Raw genomic sequence first — 20386 nt, forward strand, 5'->3', positions numbered from 1 at the left:
GAAATTAAGATTGCAAAATTAATTTTAGCAAATAAATATTAGTTGGGCAATTAAAAATTTTTATTGTAAAAATCTATTGTTTTAATATATAATACTATATAGAAAATTTTAAGATTAATAAAGAAGATGGAAGGGAAGGAATTTCTTAAAAAAGTCCCCATATTTTCGGGACTTTCAGATAGTGATTTAGAATTGCTTTTAGGTATATCTCGAGAAAAGTTATATCCAAAAGATTCTATTATCTTCCAAAAAGATGATGTTGGTAATTTCTTTTTCCTCATTTGTTCAGGAAGAGTAAAGGTAGTTATAGAAACTGAAGAAGGAAAAGAGGCAATTCTTTCTATTCTTTATCCTACAGAATTTTTTGGAGAGATGTCCCTTTTGGATGGTGAGCCTCGTTCTGCCACTATTGTAGCCTTGGAAGATACAAGGGTTTTATTGATTCAGAGAGATGACTTCATGAAGTTGTTACAAAAGTACCCTGACATATCTTTAAAAATCCTAAAAACCTTATCTCTTCGTTTAAGAAAAGCAAATAGACAGATTGAAACATTGATGTTTTTTGATGCTCCTGGTAGAATTGCAAGGGTTTTATTGGAAATTGTTCTTGATAAGGGAGTAAAAACTGATAAGGGAATAGTCATAGACTTAGACTTTACAAGGCAAGAATTAGGAAGCTTAATTGGGGTTTCAAGGGAAACTGCTACAAGAACTTTAAAAGCCTTTGAAGATGAAGGGATAATAACTGTTGAAAAGAATCATATCATAGTTCATAGTATTGAGAAACTGAAAAATAGAATCTATTGATGGAAGAAAGATATGTGTTAAAAATTGAAAAAGATATTGAAGAAAGGTTAGATAAATATTTAGCGAGTGTACTTCCCTTAACTCGTTCCCAAATTCAAAATCTTATAGAAAAAGAAAAGGTTAAAGTAAATGAAAGGATTGCAAAGCCAAGTCAAAAGTTAAAAGCTGGTGACGAAGTAGTAGTTGAGGTACCCCCACCAGAGCCCACCGAAATTATTCCTGAACAAATAAAATTAGATATTGTATACGAGGATGATGATATTTTAATAATTAATAAACCGAGGGATATGGTCGTTCATCCCTCTGCGGGACATTATAAAGGTACCCTTGTTAATGCTCTTCTTGGCTATATTGGTGAGCTTTCTCAAATAGGTGGTAAAATAAGACCAGGTATCGTTCATAGGTTAGATAAGGACACAACAGGTCTCATAATTGTCGCAAAAAATGATCCTGCTCACCTTTCCCTTGCGGAACAACTTAAGAACAAGACCTTAAGAAGGATTTATTGGGCTTTGGTAGAAGGTAATTTTCCATGGGATGAAAAAAGAGTAGAGCTATTTATGGGAAGACATCCTACTGATAGAAAGAGAATGGCAATTCTACCTTATGGTAAGTTGTCTATAAGTAACTTCAAAATCTTAGAAAGGTTCAAAGGATATACCTTGTTAGAGGTTAATCTTGAAACAGGAAGGACTCATCAGATAAGGGTACATTTGAGTTATTTAGGTTATCCAATTGTAGGGGATGAAGTGTACGGTAGAAAAGATAAAAGATTTTCTGTTTCTGGACAGTTACTTCATGCAAAGGAGATAGTTTTTATTCATCCAAGAACAAAAGAAATTATGAGATTTACTACAGATCTTCCTCAAGACTTTCAAGAGGTTTTAAACAAGTTGAGAAATGAACTGTAATGCATTTTCGGGCTTTACAAAAATAGTTTTCTCATTTTTATAAATCACAAATCCAGGTTTTGCATCTTTTGGTTTTTGCACGTATTTTCTTTTTGTATAATCTATGGCTACATAGGAGGAATTTCTTCCCTTACTAAAATATCCTGCTATTTCTGCTGTATATTCTATAATTTCCTGAGGTACTTCCTCCTTTGATTTTGTTTTAAGGATTACATGGGCTCCTGGAATCCCTCTTGCATGGAACCATAAATCCTCTGGAGAGGCAATATTAAAAGTGATATAGTCATTTTGCTTGTTATTCTTCCCCACATATACTTCATATCCACCAGGTAGTAAGAATTTATAAGGTTGAGATCTTTTTTGAGTTTTTTTCTTTGTCCTTTTCTCTCTAATATAACCACTACTTATTAATTCCTCTTCTATTTCTTGGAGTTCTCCGTATTTATTACTATTTTCTAAAGAAAGGTCCAAGGAATTTAGGTAGAAAATTTCATTTTCCACTTTTTCCAACTGCTCTTTAAGAATGTTTATTCCCTTTTTCAATTTTTTATATCTTTTAAAATATCTTTGGGCATTATCAATAGGAGATAAAGCAGGATCTAAATCAATTTCTAATAGTTCCTTTTCATTATAAGGATTTGGAAGTATTACCTTATCTGGGCCTCTATTGATATCCTTTTGATATAAAATCAAAGTTTCTCCTTTGATTTTCAAACTTTCTGCAGACTCTCCTTCTTTAATAGCTTCCAAAAGTTCTTCCCTTTTCTTTTGTAATTTCTCTAAATTATTCTCAATAATTTCTCTTAGTCTCTTTTTATATTGCTCTAACAAGTAGTTTTCTAATGCATATGAATAGATGAAATCGACGGTTTCAGTTAATGTATTAAAGACTTTATATTTTAAACCACTTAAGATAGTTAGAGGGAATAGTGAATAAGTGTATGGTTTGTTTTCTAAAAAGTATACAAGAAAAGTGTATTCGTTTTTTATAATTTTCTCCTTTAATTCTAAGAGCCTTTTTTTAACAATATTTCTATCAGGATTCTGAGTTATTTCTTCACCTATTAAAGGCGTAATATATAATACTTCCTTCACTAAAACATCTTTAATGTTTTCTTTTTCTAAAAGTTTTTCTATTTCATCTTCCTTTATGTCTAAAAGCGATATTTTGTTTATTTTAGGTGGATAAAGGTATATTTGTTGGGGGAGAATCTCCCTGTATCTATTTTTTTCACTACTTACATGCTTTATAGCATCCAAGATAACATTATTTTCATTAACTAAGATTATATTACTGTATTTTCCCATAAGTTCTACTATTAATTTTTTCTTTTCTTCTTCAACTCTTTGAAAAGTAAACTCCAAAATTCTTTCCTTTGGTATTAATTTCCAATCAACGATTTTAGCTCCTTCTATATGTTTCCTTAGAAACATACAAAAAGGTGGTGGGGTAGAGGGATAGGGAAGATCTATATTCGATATTTGAATTCTATAAAGCTTAGGGTGAACAGAAAGTATTAAAAGAAACCTACCCTCTTGCGGAGAATACATATCTAAAATAACTTCTGTATTACCTATCTGGTATATTTTTTCAACAAGAGAATTAATGATCCTATTATAATTTTCTTTGTAAAATACTTCTATAGTTAAGAGATCAAAACTTAATTTTAAATTCATTTACTATCCTCTACTATTTCCCCATTTTCTACTTCTTTTGATATAATTCTCCAGTCAGGAGAAAAGGTAATATGAAGTCTCATTAGGTTTGGACATTTTTCACCTAAAACATCTTTCCAAAGTTCATATCTAACAATCTCATCACTGGGACCAAACTCAGGATTGGACTCTTCAACTGCTCTAATTCTTACAGGTATCACTTCTCCACACCTTTTACATTTTATGTTAATAGTAAATCCCTTTGGCGGTTGTGAACTTGGTAAAAACAATCTTTTAAGCCATTCAAACATTTTATAACCTCCTGAAAAGAGATTAATTTTTTTAATTATAGCATGTAAAGTATGGAATAAATTACTTAAGATTTTTGTCTATTTATTTAGGAAAAAAATTATGGAAAGGGAAGGTTGGGATATGGAGGAATTGATTATCTTAGAGAATGTTAGAAAGATCTATAGAATGGATGGAGTTGATACTATTGCTTTGGATGGGGTCTCACTAAGCATTAAAAAGGGCGATTTTATAGCCATAATGGGACCATCAGGCTCTGGTAAATCCACATTGATGCATCTTATGGGATGTCTTGATAGACCAACAGAAGGAAAGATCTATATAGAAGGGAGGGATGTATCTACACTTTCTGATGACGAGTTGGCAAAGATAAGAAACCAAAAAATTGGATTTGTTTTTCAAAGCTTTTATTTACTTCCCAGACTAACAGCCTTACAAAATGTAGAATTGCCATTGATTTATAGAGGGCTACCTCCAAAAGAAAGAATAGAAAAGGCAAAATTATTGTTAGATAAAATGGGGCTTTCAGATAGGTTATTTCATCGACCTACTCAACTTTCTGGTGGTCAACAGCAAAGGGTTGCTATTGCGAGAGCCTTAGCCGTTGATCCTATTGTTCTACTTGCTGATGAGCCCACAGGAAATTTAGATACAAAATCCAGTCATGAGATTATGAATCTAATTAGTGAAATCCATGAAAAGGAAAATTTAACAATAGTTATTGTGACTCACGAAAAAGATATTTCAGATTTTGCTAAGAAGATAGTTCGTATGGCGGATGGAAAGATCATTGATATTTTGGAAAAATAGGAGCGTGTGTATTCATGGTTAAAAAATTTCTTTTATTTCTATTAATATTTGTTATATCAGTATCCTATTCGGAGGAATATTTAACTTTGGAAAAGCTTACTCCTCTTTTGGAAAACTCTCCTTTGGCAAAAATATATAAATCTCAATATGAAAATTCTGTTATAAAACTTAATTTGACGCAGGCATCCTTTAATCCTCAAATAAACTCTTCTATTTCATACTCTCAAGGAGAGGTTAAATACTTAAATTTAAATAAGACTCAACAGAATCAAGATATAAATGTATCTTTATCTTTTTCTGATGTTTTACTACTTTGGGGTAAGAATGGAATCGATTATCAAGCAAGTCTCATTGACGTTGAGAAAGCAAGGAATAACTTAAAGAGTAATTTACAAAATCTTTTTTATCAATTAACACAACAATTTTATAATCTCTATCTTGCTCAAGAACAACTCAAGATCGTTAGTGAAAGTTATAACTTAGCATTAGAACAGAGTAATATAGCGGAAAAGAAATTCGCAAATGGAGAGATAAGCCAGGTGGATCTTCTAAGTGCTAAGATAAATCTAAAAAATGCAGAGATCAATCTAAGTTCTGCCAAAAATAATTTAGAATCTGCTTATAAGTCCTTAGAAAATCTATTGGGAACAAAATTGGATAGAGTTCCAGTAAAATTAGATCTTAATTATACTCCATTTAATGAAAATCCAGAGGATTTAATAAACATTCTAAACAAGAATAATATAAATATTTTGAATGCAGAATTAGATTTAAAGAAGGCAGAGCTCAGCTTATCCCAAGCAAATTTACCCAGTTGGCCCTTCTCCTTAAATGGTAGTTATAACAAAGACAAAAATTCTCTATCTTTTTCCTTTAATACTCAAAGTTACGCCTTAAATCTCAACTACAAATATAATTCTTCTTTGCTCTCTACCTCTACATCGTCATCCCAAGATTCTTGGAATATTGGCTTTTCCTTTAGTATTCCAATTTTTGATTCTGGCATCAGGAATAATAACATTAAGCAGGCGGAATTACAGGTTCTTCAAGCACAGCTAACTTTAGAAAATATTAAGAAAGAACAGGAGTTAAATTTTTGGCAGACATACTATGCTCTACTACAAGCCCAGGAAAATATTAAACAGAAGGAACTCACTCTCCAACAGAAAAAGCAAAATTATGAGTACCAAAAAGTAAGGTATGATCTTGGATTAATCACTGAGCTTGACCTAAAAAATGCTGAGCTTTCAGTCCTTCAAGCCCAATATGATCTTTCAAAGGCAATTCTGGATTTCAATCTTTATAGATTGAAATTAGAGCAAATATTAAATAGATAAGGGGGTATTTAAAATGAGAAAATTTGTTCTATTTTTAATGATTTTTGCTCTCTTTGTATTTTCTTTGGGATTCTCCCAGCAGGGCTCTTCTACAGCTCAAAGGAAGATACTGACCTTTGAGGATGCTTTGAATATTGCTCTTCAAAATAACAAAGATTTATACGTGGCAAAAATAAGTCTTCAGTCCGCTTTGGATGATTATGAACAGAAGAAAAAAGATCCAACTACTTTAATCTTAGCTTTAACTCAAGCGGAAAAAAACGCAAAATTAGAACAAGTAAAATTTAATAACACAAAATTACAAATTATCCAAAATGTGAGAAATGCTTACTTTTCTGTTTTGGAGGCTCAAGCTCAATTAAGACTTTTGGAAAAACAAGTTAATCTTTACCAAGAACAGTTAAATGCTGTAAAAAGCAAGTTTCAACTGGGTAATGCTACTGAAACCGATGTAATGCAAGCGGAAATAAATTTGTTATCTGCAAAGAATAATTATGATCTTGGCGTTAGTAATCTTAAAAATGCTTGGAGTCAATTTTGGCAAGTTTTAGGTACCGAACCTATGGATGTAGAGTTAAAGGAGCCTGAATTTGTAACTTTTGATTTCAATCTTGACCAGTTATTTTCAATTGCCCAAGAGAATTTAACTACATTGGTACAGGCAAAAAATAATGTGGAGATATATGAGCTCCAAGTAAAACTTTATGATAACGATTACACACCAAAATCTCAGTTAAAGTCTGCCCAAGACTCTTTAGAGTCTGCAAAGGTAAATTTAACACAATCTTTAGCAAATGCAAAGCTTACTATATCTCAAAGATTAGATCAACTTTTAAATAGCTTAGATAAGGTTAATATACAGAAGAAAAACTTAGAACTTGCACAAAAAAGCTTTGATATTGCTAAGATTCGTTTTAATGCAGGCTTAATAACAAAGATTGATTTACTAAATTCTGAGATTAATTTGGTAAAAGCGGAGAATGATTATTATAGTGCTCTTCATACTTACTGGAAAAATATAGATAGCTTATCCCTTAGTGTAGGAAAGGAAATTTATGAGAGAGGGGATAAATAATGCTGAAAAGGATCGTTATTGTATTAGTAATAATTGGATTGATAGTTGGTGGATACCTGATTTTCAGACCAAAAAGTAGTAATAACAATCCAGCCACTTCCTATAATACTTACAAAGTGCAGAGGGGAGATTTGGTTGTCTCAGTATCTGGGAGTGGTGTACTTTATGCCAGTAAAAGTTTGGATATAACAAGTAGTATTGGTGGGACTGTTCTTTGGGTGATAGATGAGGGGAAAAGTGTTAAAAAAGGAGATCTTTTGGTTAAAATTGATCCTAAGGATTATAAAAATACATATGAGCAAGCAAAACTAAATTATGAAAATGCAAAGCTAAAGTTAGAACAAACCCAGCTTTCCTTTGAAACACAAAAGAAGCAGATGAATCAAGATTTAAAAAATGCTCAAATTAGTAGAGATAATGCTTATTTAGAATTTCAAAGACTTAAAGATCAATATCAAAAATCTGAAGAATTATTCAAAAAAGGAATAATATCATCGGATCAATTAAATTCTGACAAGATTTCTTATGAAAAGGCTAAAAATTCATACGAACAGGCGGAAGCAAACCTACAAACCATAAAACTTTCTTATCAGATTAAGTTAAGCCAGTTAGAGAAAGATATTGAGTCTGCAAAGATCTCTTTAGCTCAAGCAAAATTAAATTTAGACAAAGCAAAGGCAGATTTAGATAGCACAGAGATAAGAGCTCCATTCTCAGGTATTACCGCTAATATATCCGTTAAGGAAGGAGATATTATAACTGCAAATAAGACATTACTTTCTTTAATGGATATGAGTAATTTAGAGCTAAATCTGGAAGTAGATCAGGTGGATATTGGAAAAATTAAAGTTGGGCTTCCTGTGAAGGTAACATGTGAGGCTTTTCCTGATAAAGAATTTGAGGGAAGAGTAAAGAGTATTTCTCCTGTAGCAAGAATTTCTAATAATATTGCAATTTTTGATGTAAAGGTCTCAATTCCTAATAAATCAATGGATTTGAAACCTGGCATGACTGTAGATGGAGAAATAATTATTTTAGAAAGAAATAACGTTCTATTAATTCCTTTAAGGGCAGTGCAAAAGGTAGGGAGAAGAAGCTATGTTGAGGTTCTAAATAATGGTAAAACAGAGCTTGTTAGAGTTAGCTTAGGGGAAGATGATGGAACAAACGTAATAGTAGAGGATGGATTAATGGAAGGACAAGAGATTGTAGTATCTAAGAGGGTAACAACTTCATCACAGACTCAAGGAACCCAGCAGAGAAATCCTGGTCCTAATCTATTTGGCATATTTAGGTAGGTGATAATAGGATGATCTTTATAGAGCTTGTGAAAATGTCATTACATAGTTTATCTACAAATAAATTAAGAACATTTCTAACAGCTTTAGGTATAATAATTGGAGTTGCTGCTGTAGTTACTCTGATGGCATTAGGGGAAGGGACGAGAATATCTATTGAGAGTAGATTTACTGCATTAGGTTCTAATCTACTGATTATAAACCCAAGGTTTGGAAGAGGTGTGGGATTAGTAAGGGGAGCTCCCACCTCTTCCCTTAAAATGAGTGATTTTGAAACCCTTCTTAAAGAATTAGATCCAAGTAAGGTTTCTGTAATAGTGCCTGAGAGCTCAAGAAATATGCAGATAAAATATCTGAATAATAACACAAATACACAGGTTGTTGGAACAACGCCCGATTATCCTATATTAAGGAATTGGAATGTGAAGGAGGGAAGCTTTTTTACACAGCAACAGTATAATTCAAGGGAAAGAGTTGCAGTATTAGGTTCTTCTGTTGCCCAAACCCTATTTGGAGATGAATCACCTATTGGGAAGAAAATAAGAATAGGAGGAAGAACCTTTACAGTGATTGGGGTAATGGAGCCTCAAGGACAGGCAGGAGGTTTTGTAAGCTTGGATGATATGATCTTTATTCCCCTCTCTACCTATCAAGCCAAAATTACAGGTGGAGATACTGTATCAAGAATTACTGTTTCTGCAGTTTCTCCAGATGTAATGGATACTTTGCAAGCGGATATAGAGGATATTCTGAGGAGAAATCATAAGATATCAAATCCGGATAATGATGATTTTGTTGTACAAAATCAATTGTCAGTTCTATCCGCCTTAAATCAAACAACCCAAACTTTTACTCTATTTTTGGCTGGTATTGCTGCAATATCTCTACTTGTTGGAGGAATCGGAATAATGAATATAATGCTTGTAAATGTAACAGAAAGAATAAAGGAGATAGGAATTAAAAAGGCAGTTGGCGCAAAAGCAGGATACATATTAGCCCAATTTCTTATTGAGTCTGTTCTTGTCTCTGTTTCTGGTGGTATTTTAGGAATAATATTGGGAATAATATTAGCAAGGGTAATCAGTACAACTTCCGGATTAAGCATTGCTATTACTATTAGCCCAATCATATTAGCATTCTCAGTATCTGCATTGGTAGGAATATTTTTTGGTTATTACCCTGCTCAAAGAGCCTCAAAATTAAATCCTATTGAGGCACTAAGATATGAATAAGGAGGTGATTTTTATGAAAAGATTTCTATTTTTCCTTTTATTATTTGTCTTTAGCTTAACAATTATAATGGCACAGACCACACAACAGCAACCCCAGAGGAGATTTTTATCAGAAGAAGTGCAATATTTAGTTAGGTTAATCCGAGATTTACCGCAATTAGATAAAGATAAAAAGCTTGCTATTACAAAAGATCAAGCTAAAAAATTAATTCCTATATTAGAAGAATTAGGAAAAAGACAGATCCTTTCTCCGAAGGATGCTCAAAATTATAGTGATAAGATTGAAAAAATATTAACAGATCCACAACTTACTTATTTGGACAAATTGCAGATAGAAAGACAAAAAAGATTAGAGGAATTAAGAAGACAGTGGCAGTCACAAAACCAGCAAACTCAGCAGAACCAACAAAGACAGAATTTTCCACAAAACCCACAAGGTTCTCAGAGAAACCCACAAATCAGTGAAGAAGAAAGACAGGCAATGACAAATCTTATTAATTCATGGCAAAAAGGAAAATACTTGAATCCATTCTTCTATCTTCCTTCTTGGAAGAAAACTTTAAATGATTTAATTAATATTTTGAAGAAAAAATAATGACGGAATATAATAATGGAATAAAAAATATCCTCCCTCTGTCTATTTAAATAGAAAATAAATGAAGGGAGGGATATGTATGAAAGGTCTAAAAATATTAATAAGTTTGATCCTTATAAGCACATTAATATTTAGCTTGACCTATGCTTATAGTGGTTATAGGATAAAGGAGAGAGAGAAGGTAATAATTGGACCAGTCCTCAAAACTCCCTTAAGAATTCAAGTTATAGAAAGAGATAGGTTTAGATTTCGTGAAGAGTTCTCTGAAGAGCTGAGAAAGATGATTGCAGAAAGGAACAAGTTATGGCTCGAACTAAGAGAATTACTCATGCAAAAGCCAGTAGACTTGAATAAAGTAAATGAATATGCAGAGAAGATACAAAAATTAGAGCAAGATATACAAAATAAAGCAAAAGAGGAGACCTTATCCATTTTATCAAAGAGGTTAAGTTTATCAAAAGATCAAGAGAATAGTATTAGAGCTATATGGGATAAGTATGGTAAAAATTTAGAAGAATTAAGAAAAGATTTGAGAAAGAAGAATCTTGAGCTGAGAGCAACAAGTAAAGAAGATACTCAAAAAATAAATAGTCTAAAGAAAGAAATATTGGATCTTCAAAAGAAGATAAGTGAAACAAGAAAAAATTTAATAAATGAAATAAGGAATGTTCTAACTAAGGAGCAAAGGGCTAAATTTGATAAATACTTTTTTGAGATTAGAGGTTGGTTATGGATAAAGAGATAGTTAAATTATTGAGTTTGAAAAATAAAAACTCCTCCCAGCTTCCCCCTACTTTAAGCTGGGAGGAGAAGAAAGATTTATCTGATCAATCATTAATTTCCCTTATAAAAAATGGAGATAGAGAAGCCTTTAATATATTAGTAAAAAGATATGAGAAAAAAGTTTTGAATTTATTATATCTCCAGTTAGGAGCAATAAACGACTTAGAAGACTTAGCTCAGGAAGTCTTTCTAAAGGTTTTTAAAAATATATCTAAGTTTAGGGGAGAGTCTCAATTCTATACTTGGCTTTATAGAATAACCTTAAATGTTAGCCATGATTATAAGAGAAAAAATAAGATGACTCTTTCTTTAAATGATGCCATTGATGATGAAAGCGAAGAGACATTTCAAGATATATTACCAAACCAGGAAGAGGATCCAGAAAAGATAGTTGAAAAAATGGATTTGTATGAAAAGGTTAGAAAAGCTATTAAAACTCTATCTAAGGAATACCAGGAAGTTCTTTTGCTTAGAGAATTTGAGGGACTATCCTATGAAGAAATTGCAAAGGTATTAAATCTTCCTGTGGGAACTGTTGAGTCAAGATTGTTTAGGGCAAGAGAAGAATTGAAGAAAAGATTGTCAAAGGAGCTTGTAGAGTTATGAACTGCAAAACTGCAAGAAAGCTAATCTCTGCTTATATAGATGGTGAATTGGGTTCTAAAGAGAAGAGAGAGTTAGAACTCCATCTAAGTACATGTATTTATTGCAGAAAAGAATTAGAAAGTACTAAGAAGTTGATAAAGGTTTTACATTCTATCCCTAAAATTGAGCCCTCTTCTAACTTCTCTGATAAGGTGTGGTATAAGCTTCAACAGGAAGATCTAAATGGTAGAAATAATTTTAAAAGGCTTTTGGTATTAGTAGGCTTAAGTATAGCCATAGTAATTATGTTTTTATTAGGTCAGATTCCATTTATGAGAGAAGAAAATAATTATACCTATGATATCCAAACTTTTTATGAATTACACGGTAAATTTGGAAGAACATCAACCTTTGAGGAGAACGTAGTAGACTACGTATTATACCAGAAATGATCAAAAAAATTATCATTTTATCTATAATTTTGTCATTTACCCTTTCTGTCTCTACCTTTGATATTTTAAAAGATACACTGGAAAATGAAGGAAGAATTCCCTTCCAAGGCATAGAAGTAACCATGTTTTATAACGAGAAAAATTTTCCAGAAATCTTAGTCTCAAAGGTGATTTATGGAGGAAATTACAGATTTAGAAGGGAATACATTGCTCCTCCCTTTTTCTTAGGTAGAGTAACTATAGATGATGGTGTTAGAAAGTATGAATATGAGCCAATTTTAAATAGACTGAGAATTTCTCCTACAAACTTTATTACAGATCCCCAGGATATAAAAAAAAGGATTGAGCTTATTAAGAAAAATTATAATACTATTGATTTAGGCTATGAGAATATGTTGGATAGAAAAACTATTATAGTATCATTAATATCAAAATATACCAATAAAAAGGCTTTACAGCTATGGATTGATATAGAGAAAAATTATATCCTAAGAAAAGATAAATATAATAGTGAAGGAAGACTTGTTTCAAGAACTTTCTATTCAGAAATAAAGTATGAAAACAATAGTTTGCCAGACCACTTATTTAAGCCAGATCCCACCTGGAAACCCCAGAAGGTGATAGATGAGTCAAACCTTAGGGAGATAGGATTGAAAGAGAGTGATTTTTCGCCAGAACTTCCTTTAGGTTACGTCTTAGATAAAGTCTACATTATTCTGAAGCGAGATGATATTATATTTTACTCCCGATACACCGATGGACTTAATACTGTTTCTTTGTTTAAATCAAATGTCCCTATAGCAAAGGATAAAGATGTAAAAATTGAAGATTCTTTTCTGTGGAAGACAGTTTTTTGGCATGACCAAAGGTGGAGCTATGTTTTGATTGGAGATATTCCTTCTAATAAGTTGGAAGAGTTTCTAAAAAAAATATCTCCTTAAGAAAGCAATTTCCTTCACACTTTCTACAACGCTCCTTTGCATGTCTTACTAAAAGAGCATGATATTCATTGAATAATTGATAAATAGGGAATAAAGATTTTTGGAAAAGATTCTGCCATTCATCATAACTATCTACCTTAGGGGTTAAAGAGAGGCAGGTAAAAATATTTCTTGTATATTTATCAATTACGAAGATGGGTCTATTGAAAGCATATAGGATAATGGAGTCCACTGTTTCTTTTCCTAATCCCTTTATCATAAGGAGTTTTTTCCTCAAATTTAAGGTGGACTCAAGATTCATCTTCTCCAATTTCCCTTCATAATTCTCAAATAGGAAATTGAGAAAATTTTTAATTCTTTCCGCTTTTATTTTATAAAAACCTGAGGATCTAATTAATGTTTCTAATTTATTTACATCAATTTTATAAAGTTCTTCAGGAGAAAGAATGTTTTCTTTTTTTAAATTATTTATGGCTTTTTCTACATTATTCCAGTTGGTGTTTTGAGTAAGAATAGCACCTATTATTACCTCAAAGGGAGAGTCTGCAGGCCACCAATACTGAGGTCCATATTTATCAAATAATACTTTAAAAATTTCCTCTATTTTGCTCAATGTCTGAAATGTCTTTGAGGTATCATTACTAGTATAATACCTAACTCTTCTGCCTTTTGAATTACCTCAGGATCCCTGATAGAGCCTGCAGGTTGAATTATTGCTTTTATTCCATATTTACCTGCAAGCTCAATGGAGTCTGGAAAGGGGAAAAAGGCATCAGATGCAAGGTAGGCGGATTTTGCTTTTTCCCCTGCTTGTTCTAATGCGATTTTAACAGCATTTACTCTATTCATTTGTCCTGCCCCTATTCCTATGGTTTGCTTATTCTTACTAACCACAATAGCATTTGATTTAGTATGTTTTACTACTTTGAGGGCAAATAAAAGTTCTTCCAAATCCTTTTCGTCAGGCTTGTGAGAGGTTTTTACTTCATACTCAGTAAATAGAATATCATTGTAGTCCTGAACTAAAAAGCCATAGGTCAAGCTTCTTATTTCCCAAGGATTTTTATTACTGTCCTCATTACTTATCAGCAGTCTCAAATTTTTCTTTTTATTTAATATATTTAGAGCTTTCTCGGTATAGCCCTTTGCAATTATTACTTCAAAGAAATGTTTACTCATTTCATTAGCACAATCCTCATCTACAATAAAGTTACATGCGATTATTCCACCATAGGCTGAAACAGGATCTCCATCAAAAGCCTTGAGAAATGCTTCCTTTCCATTTTCTCCTTCTGCAACTCCGCAAGGGTTATTATGTTTTATTATAGCGCATGCAGTATTGGAAAATTCCAATATTAAACGCCAAGCGGAGTCTATATCTAATAGGTTATTGTATGAAAGCTCTTTTCCATGGATTTTTGTCCAGGGTAATTTTTGGTGTGGCAATAGATAATATACAGCTTTTTGTTGTGGATTTTCTCCATATCTTAGATCCATTTCTTTCTTCAAAACTATCTCCATATTATCACTAAATTGGTTACTTAAGTATTTAGTTATGGCTTGATCATAATAGCTTGTATAAGAGAAGGCTTTGATTGCTAATTTCTTTCTAAATTCAATATCTACAGAATTTTCTTTTATTCTTTTGATTACCTCCTCATAATCTAAAGGATCACAAACCACTAAAACATGAGGAAAGTTTTTTGCACCTGCTCGAAGGAGAGAAACTCCACCAATATCAATATTTTCTAATGCTATTTCCAAGGTTGTATCTTCCTTTTTTATTACATCAGAAAAAGGATAGAGATTGCATACTACAATATCAATTAAGGGTATGTTATTTTTTTTAAGCTCTTCTAAGTCTTCTTTTTTATCTCTTCTTGCCAGGATTCCTGCAAAAATTTTGGGATGTAATGTTTTTACTCTTCCTCCGATTAATTCTGAGAAACCTGTAAATTCAGAAACCTCTTGAATGGGTATATTTTCTTTTCTAATTTCTTTTGCTGTTGATGAGGTCCCTATTAAATTATATCCTAAAGAATGTAGTTCCTTGGCAAAATTTGTAATTCCTTCCTTATTATATACACTGAGTAGTGCAAAAGGCATACTCCACCTCTCTACTGTTTTTTAAATTCATCAGGATTAATATCTTCTAAGAATTTTTCCAACTCTTCATCACTTGAGTATTCCTCTATTATACCAGCCTCATCAAAAACTTTGGATTCCACGTAAATTGGAGACTTTGTTCTTAATGCAATGGCCATAGCATCGCTTGGTCTTGAATCAATCTCTATTACTTTATCTCCATTTTCTAAAAAAATTGTGGCATAAAATGTTCCCTCAATCAAGCTATGGATGACTATCTTTTGCACTTTAATATTTAGATTATCTAATATGTTTTTTATTAGATCATGGGTTAGAGGACGTGGTGTTACTACACTTTCTAATGCAAGGGCTATAGAGTTTGCTTCAAAAGGTCCAATCCATATAGGAAGAAGTTTTTTTCCTTCTTTCTTTTCTTTTAAAATTACTACGAATTGATTAGTTTGGGGATCTAAATTTAATCCTGATATATAAGCCTCAAGCATCATGAAAATCACCCTCTTTTGTTTTTTAATTTAATCTTACCCCAAATTTTTAGGTTTGTAAATTGTGTTATAATAAAGCCTATGCATAAAAATGAGTTAAAAGGAACTTTAGTTCTCATATTAGTAACCCTTATATGGGGTACTACTTTTTCTATGTCTAAAATTTCTCTTAAGTATCTTTCTCCTTTCTCTCTCCTTTTTCTAAGATTTACTCTTAGTACAATTTCTCTTTTTCTGTATCTTCTTATAACCTCAAGAAATTCTATAAAAATAAATCTTCCAAGCCTTATTTTAGGGATTATTAATTTTCTTGCTATAGCCTTTCAAACTTTTGGTCTTAGATATACATCTGCTACAAAGACCGCATTTATAACAGGAATTTCTGTTTTGCTTGTCCCCTTTGGAGAATTCTTTCTGCTAAAAAATAAGATACAAAAAAATATTTTGGTTGCAGTAGTTTTAGCTTTTCTTGGTCTTATTTTTCTAACTGTTGATATTAGAGAATTAAAGGGAATAAATATTGGTGATTTTTTGGTTTTTTTATGTGCAATCTTTTATGCACTGCAAATTATATTAATTTCCTATTTTGTTCATAAAGGGGATATTGGAAATCTGGCTTTTGGTCAAATTTTTATAACCGCTCTTTTTGCATTCTTTTTTTCTATTCCAGATTTAATTCACCTTTCTATTACAAATATTTCAAAGATTATTTTGCCAGTATCATATTTAGGGATTGTAGCTACAACTCTTACCATAACTTTGCAATTTGTTGGTCAAAAGTTTTTATCTCCTACCCGATCTGCAATCATTTATAACTTAGAGCCTGTTTTTGCCTATATGTTTGCCAACATATTTTTAGGAGAAACATTAAGTTTATGGCAGGGAGTAGGAGCAATTTTAATTGTTATTGCCCTTTTTATCTCCCTGCCAGACTTTCCTATCCTAAATAGGAAGAGAAAGGTATAACCTTGGCTAATAAGTAAGTTATTAAGGAATTAATTCCTGCCTTTATTAAATTAAAAGGAATTATAACAGGAATAATTAGGGCTAAAACATCTTTAACGGGAACTCCCAGATATATAGGTGTAAATATTATATTTGCAATGGACATGACAATAGCCATAAATATGGTACCTAAGATTAATGGAATTTCTAACCTTTTTACCTTTTCAAAGGTAACTCCTGCTACACTTATGAGGGTTCCAGAGGCAAGAAAATGCATTAGAGCGCCTATAGGTCCTCCCTGTCCTGTAATAAAAGCCATGAGAATTGCTACAATTAATGTTGCTAACAATCCGAAAGGAGTTCCTATATATAGAGCAATAATTAGTAATGGAATATCTCCTGGATCATATAAAAGATATGGGGCTTGAGGAATGATGGGAAAATATATTGATAAAGATAGAATTAGGGATATTGCAGTTAATACACCTGCTGTTACCAACTTTTTGGTACCCATTTATATTACCTCCCTTTTTATAATTTTTTATACAAAATAAAAAGCCCCAAGTTTTACCTTGGGGCAGTTTTTGACAAAAAAATAACATACCTTCTCCCATCCGGACTATACCGTCGGCTCTGGAATCTCACCAGATCTGCAAGGCTAAAGCCTTGCTCGCAGGCTTAGGTGCTAATATATTAGCACCATCACTGCCGGTCGGGAATTGAGGATTTCTCCTCTCACCCTGCCCCGAAGGTATCTTTGTTTTTACTTATTTACTTGTCTAAGGAAAGCTCTGAGGGGTAAGCTAATACCCCAATAGTGCCAGGTCCGCTATGTACACTAAGGGCTGCACCTAATTTTGAAATTATAACATCTTTTACTGTAAAATGTTTTAGAATTTCATTCTTTAAATTTTCAAGCTCATCAAGGGCGTTTGCATATACTAAAGCAATATTTAACGAATTTTTCTCTTTAAAAAAGTTTTGCATATGCTCTACAATCTTTTGGTAAGCTTTTAATCTTCCCATAGCCTTATCTAAGGCATAGAGTACTCCATCTTCGTCAATAGAAATGATGGGATTGATCTTTAAAGCTTCAGCTAAAAGAAGTTTTGCCTTTCCTATTCTTCCGCCAGCTGCTAAATACTTTAAAGTATCGTTAGTAAAAGAGTGGAAAAAACTCTTCCTTATTTCTTTTAAATGCTCAATGGTTTCAGATAGGTTCCATCCTTTTAGAGAGGCTTTTGCCGCTTCTAATGCCAAGAGACCTGTTCCTAAGGATACACTCTTTGAGTCAAAAACTTCAATTTTTGCCTCAGGATATTCACTGGCTAATATGTTTTTGGCAGTTGTTGCAGATTGGTAAGCACCACTTCCCCAAGAAGTAATGTGAATACTAAGAATGTTTTTCCCTTTTTCAATTATTTTTTTAAATGCCTCATAATATTCTCCAACCCCTGGACATGCAGTCTTAGGAAGGTGGTTAAGATTATTTTTTAAATAATCCCAGATACTTTCAGGCTCTATATCAATTCCTTCTTTATATTCCTTATCATTCATATGTATGTAGTAGGGTATTACATTTACTTCATATTCTTTTGCCAAATCCTCTGGTATATCTGATGTGGTATCAGTAACCACCTCAAAACCTTTCTCCTTACTCATTTGAATCCTCCAAAACAATTTTCTAATTATACTATTTTGGTGGAGACAAGTCAAAATTATAAGCCTAAATTAAAATTTTTCTATTGTATTTGCAATATTTTCTATGAGATCTTTTACTTCAGGATGGCTTAATTGGTAGTAAACTGATCTTCCCTTTCTTTTAGTCTTTAATATCCTGAGCCTCTTTAATAGAGAAAGATGCTGTGATAAGTTAGGCTGTCTTACTTCTAATGCTTTCATAAGCTCAGTAACCGAAAGGGGATTTTCTGAAAGTTGCAGAATAATCTTCAAGCGAAGGGGGTGGGCTAACGTATTTAGAAAGTCTGTTATATTTTGTAATTGTTCTTCTGTAAACTCAATTTTTTTATCCATCGATCCCTCCCTCCTTTCTTTAAAGTTTTTATATATTTTAACATAAAAAATAAAGCTTGTTATAATAAAAATAAAATATAATAATAGGTAAAATAGATTGACAATAAGTTTAATATTTTCTATAGTATGCTAAGGTAAAAAAAGATAAAGAGGGAAAATATGTTTGAGAATTTATCGGAGCGTCTCCAAAATATATTTAATAGATTAAGAGGGAAGGGCTTGCTCTCTGAAAAGGATGTAGAAGAAGCCCTAAGAGAGATCCGTCAAGCTCTTCTCGAGGCGGATGTTCATTATAAAGTTGTTAAAGACTTGCTAAATAAGGTAAAGGAAAAGGCTTTAAAGGAAGAAGTCCTAAAGAGTGTTACACCTTTCCAACAAATTCTCAAAATCTTATATTATGAATTGACAGAATTATTAGGTAGAGAAAGGATTGGACTTCAATTTGGAAACGAAAAGCCATCTCTCATATTTCTTGTAGGATTGCAAGGTGCTGGAAAGACTACAACCTGTGCAAAGCTGGCTTATAAGCTTAGCCAGGAACAGAAAAAGGTTATGCTTGTAGCAGGAGATACCTTTAGACCTGCAGCAGCAAAACAGTTGGAGATTTTAGGGGAGAAAATAAAGGTTCCTGTATTCAAAGAGGGAAAAACTCCAGAAGAGATAATAAGGAATGCAATACTTTCTGGAAAAGAAAGATTGATGGATGTTTTAATTGTGGACACTACAGGAAGACTCCATGTTGATGAGGAAATGATGCAGGAACTTGAAGATTTAGTTAATAAATTCAAGCCATCAGAGGTTCTTTTGGTTCTTGATGGTATGACAGGACAAGACGCAGTAAATGTGGCAGAAAAGTTTAAAGAAAGAATTCCAATAACAGGAATTATTCTTACAAAGCTCGATGGAGATGCAAGAGGTGGCGCTGCTTTGTCTGTTAGAGCTGTTACAGGAAAACCTATAAAGTTTATAGGAGTAGGAGAGAAGATTGAAAATTTAGAATACTTTTATCCAGAAAGACTCGCTGGAAGAATTCTTGGAATGGGTGATATAGCCACATTAGTAGAGAAGATTGAAACAAGTATTAATTTAGAAAAGCAGGCTAAATTAGAGGAGAAAATAAAAAAGGCAAAATTTGATTTGGAAGATTTCTATGAACAGCTTAAAGAAATTAGAAAAGTAGGTACTTTAGAACAAATATTGGACATGCTTCCAGGATTTCCAAAAAAGGATATAAGACCAGACTTGGATGAAAAAGAAATAAAAAGATTCTTAGCTATTATTGAATCAATGACTCCTGAGGAGAGGAGAAATCCCTCTATAATTAATGGAAGTAGAAAATTAAGGATAGCAAAAGGTAGTGGTACTAAGGTGCAGGACGTAAATAGATTATTAAAGCAGTATTTTCAGACATTGGAACTTATTAAACAGTTTTCTAAGGGAAGAAGAAACATCTTCCCATTTATGTAGAAAAATTAGAAAGGAGGTGAAATAAAGAATGGTAAAAATACGTCTTACAAGAGTTGGTGCAAAAAATAAGCCAGCATATAGAATAATAGCTATCGATAGCAAAAAGCCAAGAGATGGAAAACATTTAGAAATTTTGGGATTTTATGATCCTAAGACACAGCCTGAAACTATAAAAGTAAAAGAAGAAAGAATTAAGTATTGGTTAAGTGTTGGCGCTCAGCCATCAGAGTCTGTAGAGAAAATATTAAGAAAAGTTGGTGTCCTTAATTAGTTTTTTGGGCAATTTGTGAATTTTTGCTTAAAGAATTTTAAAGGGGGATTTGGTTTTAATGAAAGAGCTTTTGGAATACATTATTAAGGCGATAGTTCAGCATCCTGAGGAGGTTGAGGTAAGAGAGGTAGAAGGGACAAAATCTGTTATTTTAGAAGTAAAAGTGGCGCCAGAAGATAGAGGGAGAGTTATTGGAAAACAAGGACAAACGGTAAAAGCTCTTCAGACTATTGTAAGAGTTGCAGGGTTAAAGAAAGGTAAAAAGGTGGTTATTGAAGTATTACAATAAG

The 20386-nt window shown here is 32.4% G+C and carries 24 protein-coding genes and 1 riboswitch; of the genes, 16 read left to right on the forward strand and 8 right to left on the reverse strand.

The features are described from left to right. Positions 1-126: 126 nt before the first annotated feature. Positions 127-807 (forward strand): cyclic nucleotide-binding protein, encoded by a 681-nt coding sequence (locus CBR30_06415; protein ID PMQ01286.1) that lies wholly within the window; start codon positions 127-129, stop codon positions 805-807. Beyond that, a complete protein-coding gene (locus tag CBR30_06420) occupies positions 804-1718 on the forward strand; it encodes an RNA pseudouridine synthase (protein ID PMQ01287.1) in 915 nt (304 codons plus the stop codon). The genes CBR30_06415 and CBR30_06420 overlap by 4 nt, the downstream gene beginning before the upstream one ends. Here the strand turns inward: CBR30_06420 and CBR30_06425 are convergent. Both CBR30_06425 and CBR30_06430 read right to left on the reverse strand, forming a co-directional pair. Next, positions 1692-3395: a hypothetical protein gene (locus CBR30_06425; GenBank protein ID PMQ01288.1), complete on the reverse strand. Its 1704-nt coding sequence runs from the start codon at positions 3393-3395 to the stop codon at positions 1692-1694. The two genes, CBR30_06420 and CBR30_06425, sit on opposite strands and share 27 nt — an antisense overlap. Then, the gene (locus CBR30_06430; GenBank protein ID PMQ01289.1) at positions 3392-3685 is read right to left on the reverse strand and encodes a hypothetical protein; all 294 of its coding nucleotides are present in this window, start codon (positions 3683-3685) and stop codon (positions 3392-3394) included. The genes CBR30_06425 and CBR30_06430 overlap by 4 nt, the downstream gene beginning before the upstream one ends. 121 nt (positions 3686-3806) lie before the next feature. Between CBR30_06430 and CBR30_06435 the strand changes: the two genes are divergently transcribed. The 10 genes from CBR30_06435 (at position 3807) to CBR30_06480 (ending at position 12791) form a co-directional block, all read left to right on the forward strand. Then, positions 3807-4493, forward strand: coding sequence for a macrolide ABC transporter ATP-binding protein (locus CBR30_06435; GenBank protein ID PMQ01352.1), 687 nt, complete (start codon positions 3807-3809; stop codon positions 4491-4493). Between the two features lie 14 nt (positions 4494-4507). After that, positions 4508-5830, forward strand: coding sequence for a transporter (locus CBR30_06440; protein ID PMQ01290.1), 1323 nt, complete (start codon positions 4508-4510; stop codon positions 5828-5830). Between the two features lie 13 nt (positions 5831-5843). After that, entirely contained in the window at positions 5844-6905 is a 1062-nt protein-coding gene (locus CBR30_06445) for a transporter (protein ID PMQ01291.1), read from the forward strand. Further along, the gene (locus CBR30_06450) at positions 6905-8203 is read left to right on the forward strand and encodes an efflux transporter periplasmic adaptor subunit (GenBank protein PMQ01292.1); all 1299 of its coding nucleotides are present in this window, start codon (positions 6905-6907) and stop codon (positions 8201-8203) included. Before CBR30_06445 ends, CBR30_06450 begins: the two co-directional genes overlap by 1 nt. Before the next feature lie 14 nt (positions 8204-8217). Next, on the forward strand, positions 8218-9435 hold the full coding sequence (locus tag CBR30_06455; GenBank protein PMQ01353.1) for an ABC transporter permease: 1218 nt from the start codon (positions 8218-8220) through the stop codon (positions 9433-9435). A gap of 13 nt (positions 9436-9448) precedes the next feature. Next, positions 9449-10030: a hypothetical protein gene (locus CBR30_06460; protein PMQ01293.1), complete on the forward strand. Its 582-nt coding sequence runs from the start codon at positions 9449-9451 to the stop codon at positions 10028-10030. A 61-nt stretch (positions 10031-10091) separates the two neighbouring features. Beyond that, positions 10092-10775: a hypothetical protein gene (locus tag CBR30_06465; protein PMQ01294.1), complete on the forward strand. Its 684-nt coding sequence runs from the start codon at positions 10092-10094 to the stop codon at positions 10773-10775. After that, positions 10760-11419 (forward strand): RNA polymerase subunit sigma, encoded by a 660-nt coding sequence (locus CBR30_06470; GenBank protein ID PMQ01295.1) that lies wholly within the window; start codon positions 10760-10762, stop codon positions 11417-11419. Before CBR30_06465 ends, CBR30_06470 begins: the two co-directional genes overlap by 16 nt. Then, a complete protein-coding gene (locus CBR30_06475) occupies positions 11416-11850 on the forward strand; it encodes an anti-sigma factor (protein ID PMQ01296.1) in 435 nt (144 codons plus the stop codon). The genes CBR30_06470 and CBR30_06475 overlap by 4 nt, the downstream gene beginning before the upstream one ends. Further along, the gene (locus tag CBR30_06480; GenBank protein ID PMQ01297.1) at positions 11847-12791 is read left to right on the forward strand and encodes a hypothetical protein; all 945 of its coding nucleotides are present in this window, start codon (positions 11847-11849) and stop codon (positions 12789-12791) included. The genes CBR30_06475 and CBR30_06480 overlap by 4 nt, the downstream gene beginning before the upstream one ends. Here the strand turns inward: CBR30_06480 and CBR30_06485 are convergent. Genes CBR30_06485 through CBR30_06495 form a run of 3 tightly spaced genes read right to left on the reverse strand, consistent with a single transcriptional unit; the run spans position 12751 to position 15382 of the window. Beyond that, on the reverse strand, positions 12751-13404 hold the full coding sequence (locus tag CBR30_06485) for an endonuclease (GenBank protein PMQ01298.1): 654 nt from the start codon (positions 13402-13404) through the stop codon (positions 12751-12753). The genes CBR30_06480 and CBR30_06485 overlap by 41 nt on opposite strands. Next, a complete protein-coding gene (locus CBR30_06490) occupies positions 13401-14897 on the reverse strand; it encodes a bifunctional phosphoribosylaminoimidazolecarboxamide formyltransferase/IMP cyclohydrolase (GenBank protein PMQ01299.1) in 1497 nt (498 codons plus the stop codon). Before CBR30_06490 ends, CBR30_06485 begins: the two co-directional genes overlap by 4 nt. A gap of 11 nt (positions 14898-14908) precedes the next feature. Beyond that, positions 14909-15382, reverse strand: coding sequence for a hypothetical protein (locus CBR30_06495; protein ID PMQ01300.1), 474 nt, complete (start codon positions 15380-15382; stop codon positions 14909-14911). Positions 15383-15460: 78 nt separating this feature from the next. Here CBR30_06495 and CBR30_06500 point away from each other — a divergent pair, with 78 nt between their 5' ends. Further along, the gene (locus CBR30_06500; GenBank protein ID PMQ01301.1) at positions 15461-16345 is read left to right on the forward strand and encodes a multidrug ABC transporter permease; all 885 of its coding nucleotides are present in this window, start codon (positions 15461-15463) and stop codon (positions 16343-16345) included. Here the strand turns inward: CBR30_06500 and CBR30_06505 are convergent. The 3 genes from CBR30_06505 to CBR30_06515 form a co-directional block, all read right to left on the reverse strand. After that, on the reverse strand, positions 16317-16838 hold the full coding sequence (locus CBR30_06505) for an ECF transporter S component (GenBank protein ID PMQ01302.1): 522 nt from the start codon (positions 16836-16838) through the stop codon (positions 16317-16319). The genes CBR30_06500 and CBR30_06505 overlap by 29 nt on opposite strands. An 84-nt stretch (positions 16839-16922) precedes the next feature. Further along, positions 16923-17081: riboswitch (FMN riboswitch) on the reverse strand. A 14-nt stretch (positions 17082-17095) separates the two neighbouring features. Next, complete coding sequence (locus CBR30_06510) at positions 17096-17986, reverse strand: fatty acid-binding protein DegV (GenBank protein PMQ01303.1); 891 nt, start codon at positions 17984-17986, stop codon at positions 17096-17098. Positions 17987-18055: 69 nt separating this feature from the next. After that, positions 18056-18358, reverse strand: coding sequence for a transcriptional regulator (locus tag CBR30_06515; GenBank protein PMQ01304.1), 303 nt, complete (start codon positions 18356-18358; stop codon positions 18056-18058). A 159-nt stretch (positions 18359-18517) separates the two neighbouring features. Between CBR30_06515 and CBR30_06520 the strand changes: the two genes are divergently transcribed. The 3 genes from CBR30_06520 to CBR30_06530 are packed head-to-tail and all read left to right on the forward strand — an operon-like array spanning position 18518 to position 20385. After that, positions 18518-19825: a signal recognition particle protein gene (locus tag CBR30_06520; protein PMQ01305.1), complete on the forward strand. Its 1308-nt coding sequence runs from the start codon at positions 18518-18520 to the stop codon at positions 19823-19825. A gap of 28 nt (positions 19826-19853) precedes the next feature. Continuing rightward, positions 19854-20096 carry a 30S ribosomal protein S16 gene (gene rpsP, locus CBR30_06525; protein ID PMQ01306.1) on the forward strand — a complete coding sequence of 81 codons (243 nt, stop codon included), beginning with the start codon at positions 19854-19856 and terminating at the stop codon, positions 20094-20096. Between the two features lie 58 nt (positions 20097-20154). Continuing rightward, positions 20155-20385, forward strand: a complete 231-nt coding sequence (locus CBR30_06530) for an RNA-binding protein (GenBank protein ID PMQ01307.1) — start codon at positions 20155-20157, stop codon at positions 20383-20385. Position 20386: the final 1 nt, after the last annotated feature.

Origin of the sequence: Dictyoglomus sp. NZ13-RE01 (assembly GCA_002878375.1) — a bacterium.
In the GTDB taxonomy this organism is placed as follows: domain Bacteria; phylum Dictyoglomota; class Dictyoglomia; order Dictyoglomales; family Dictyoglomaceae; genus NZ13-RE01.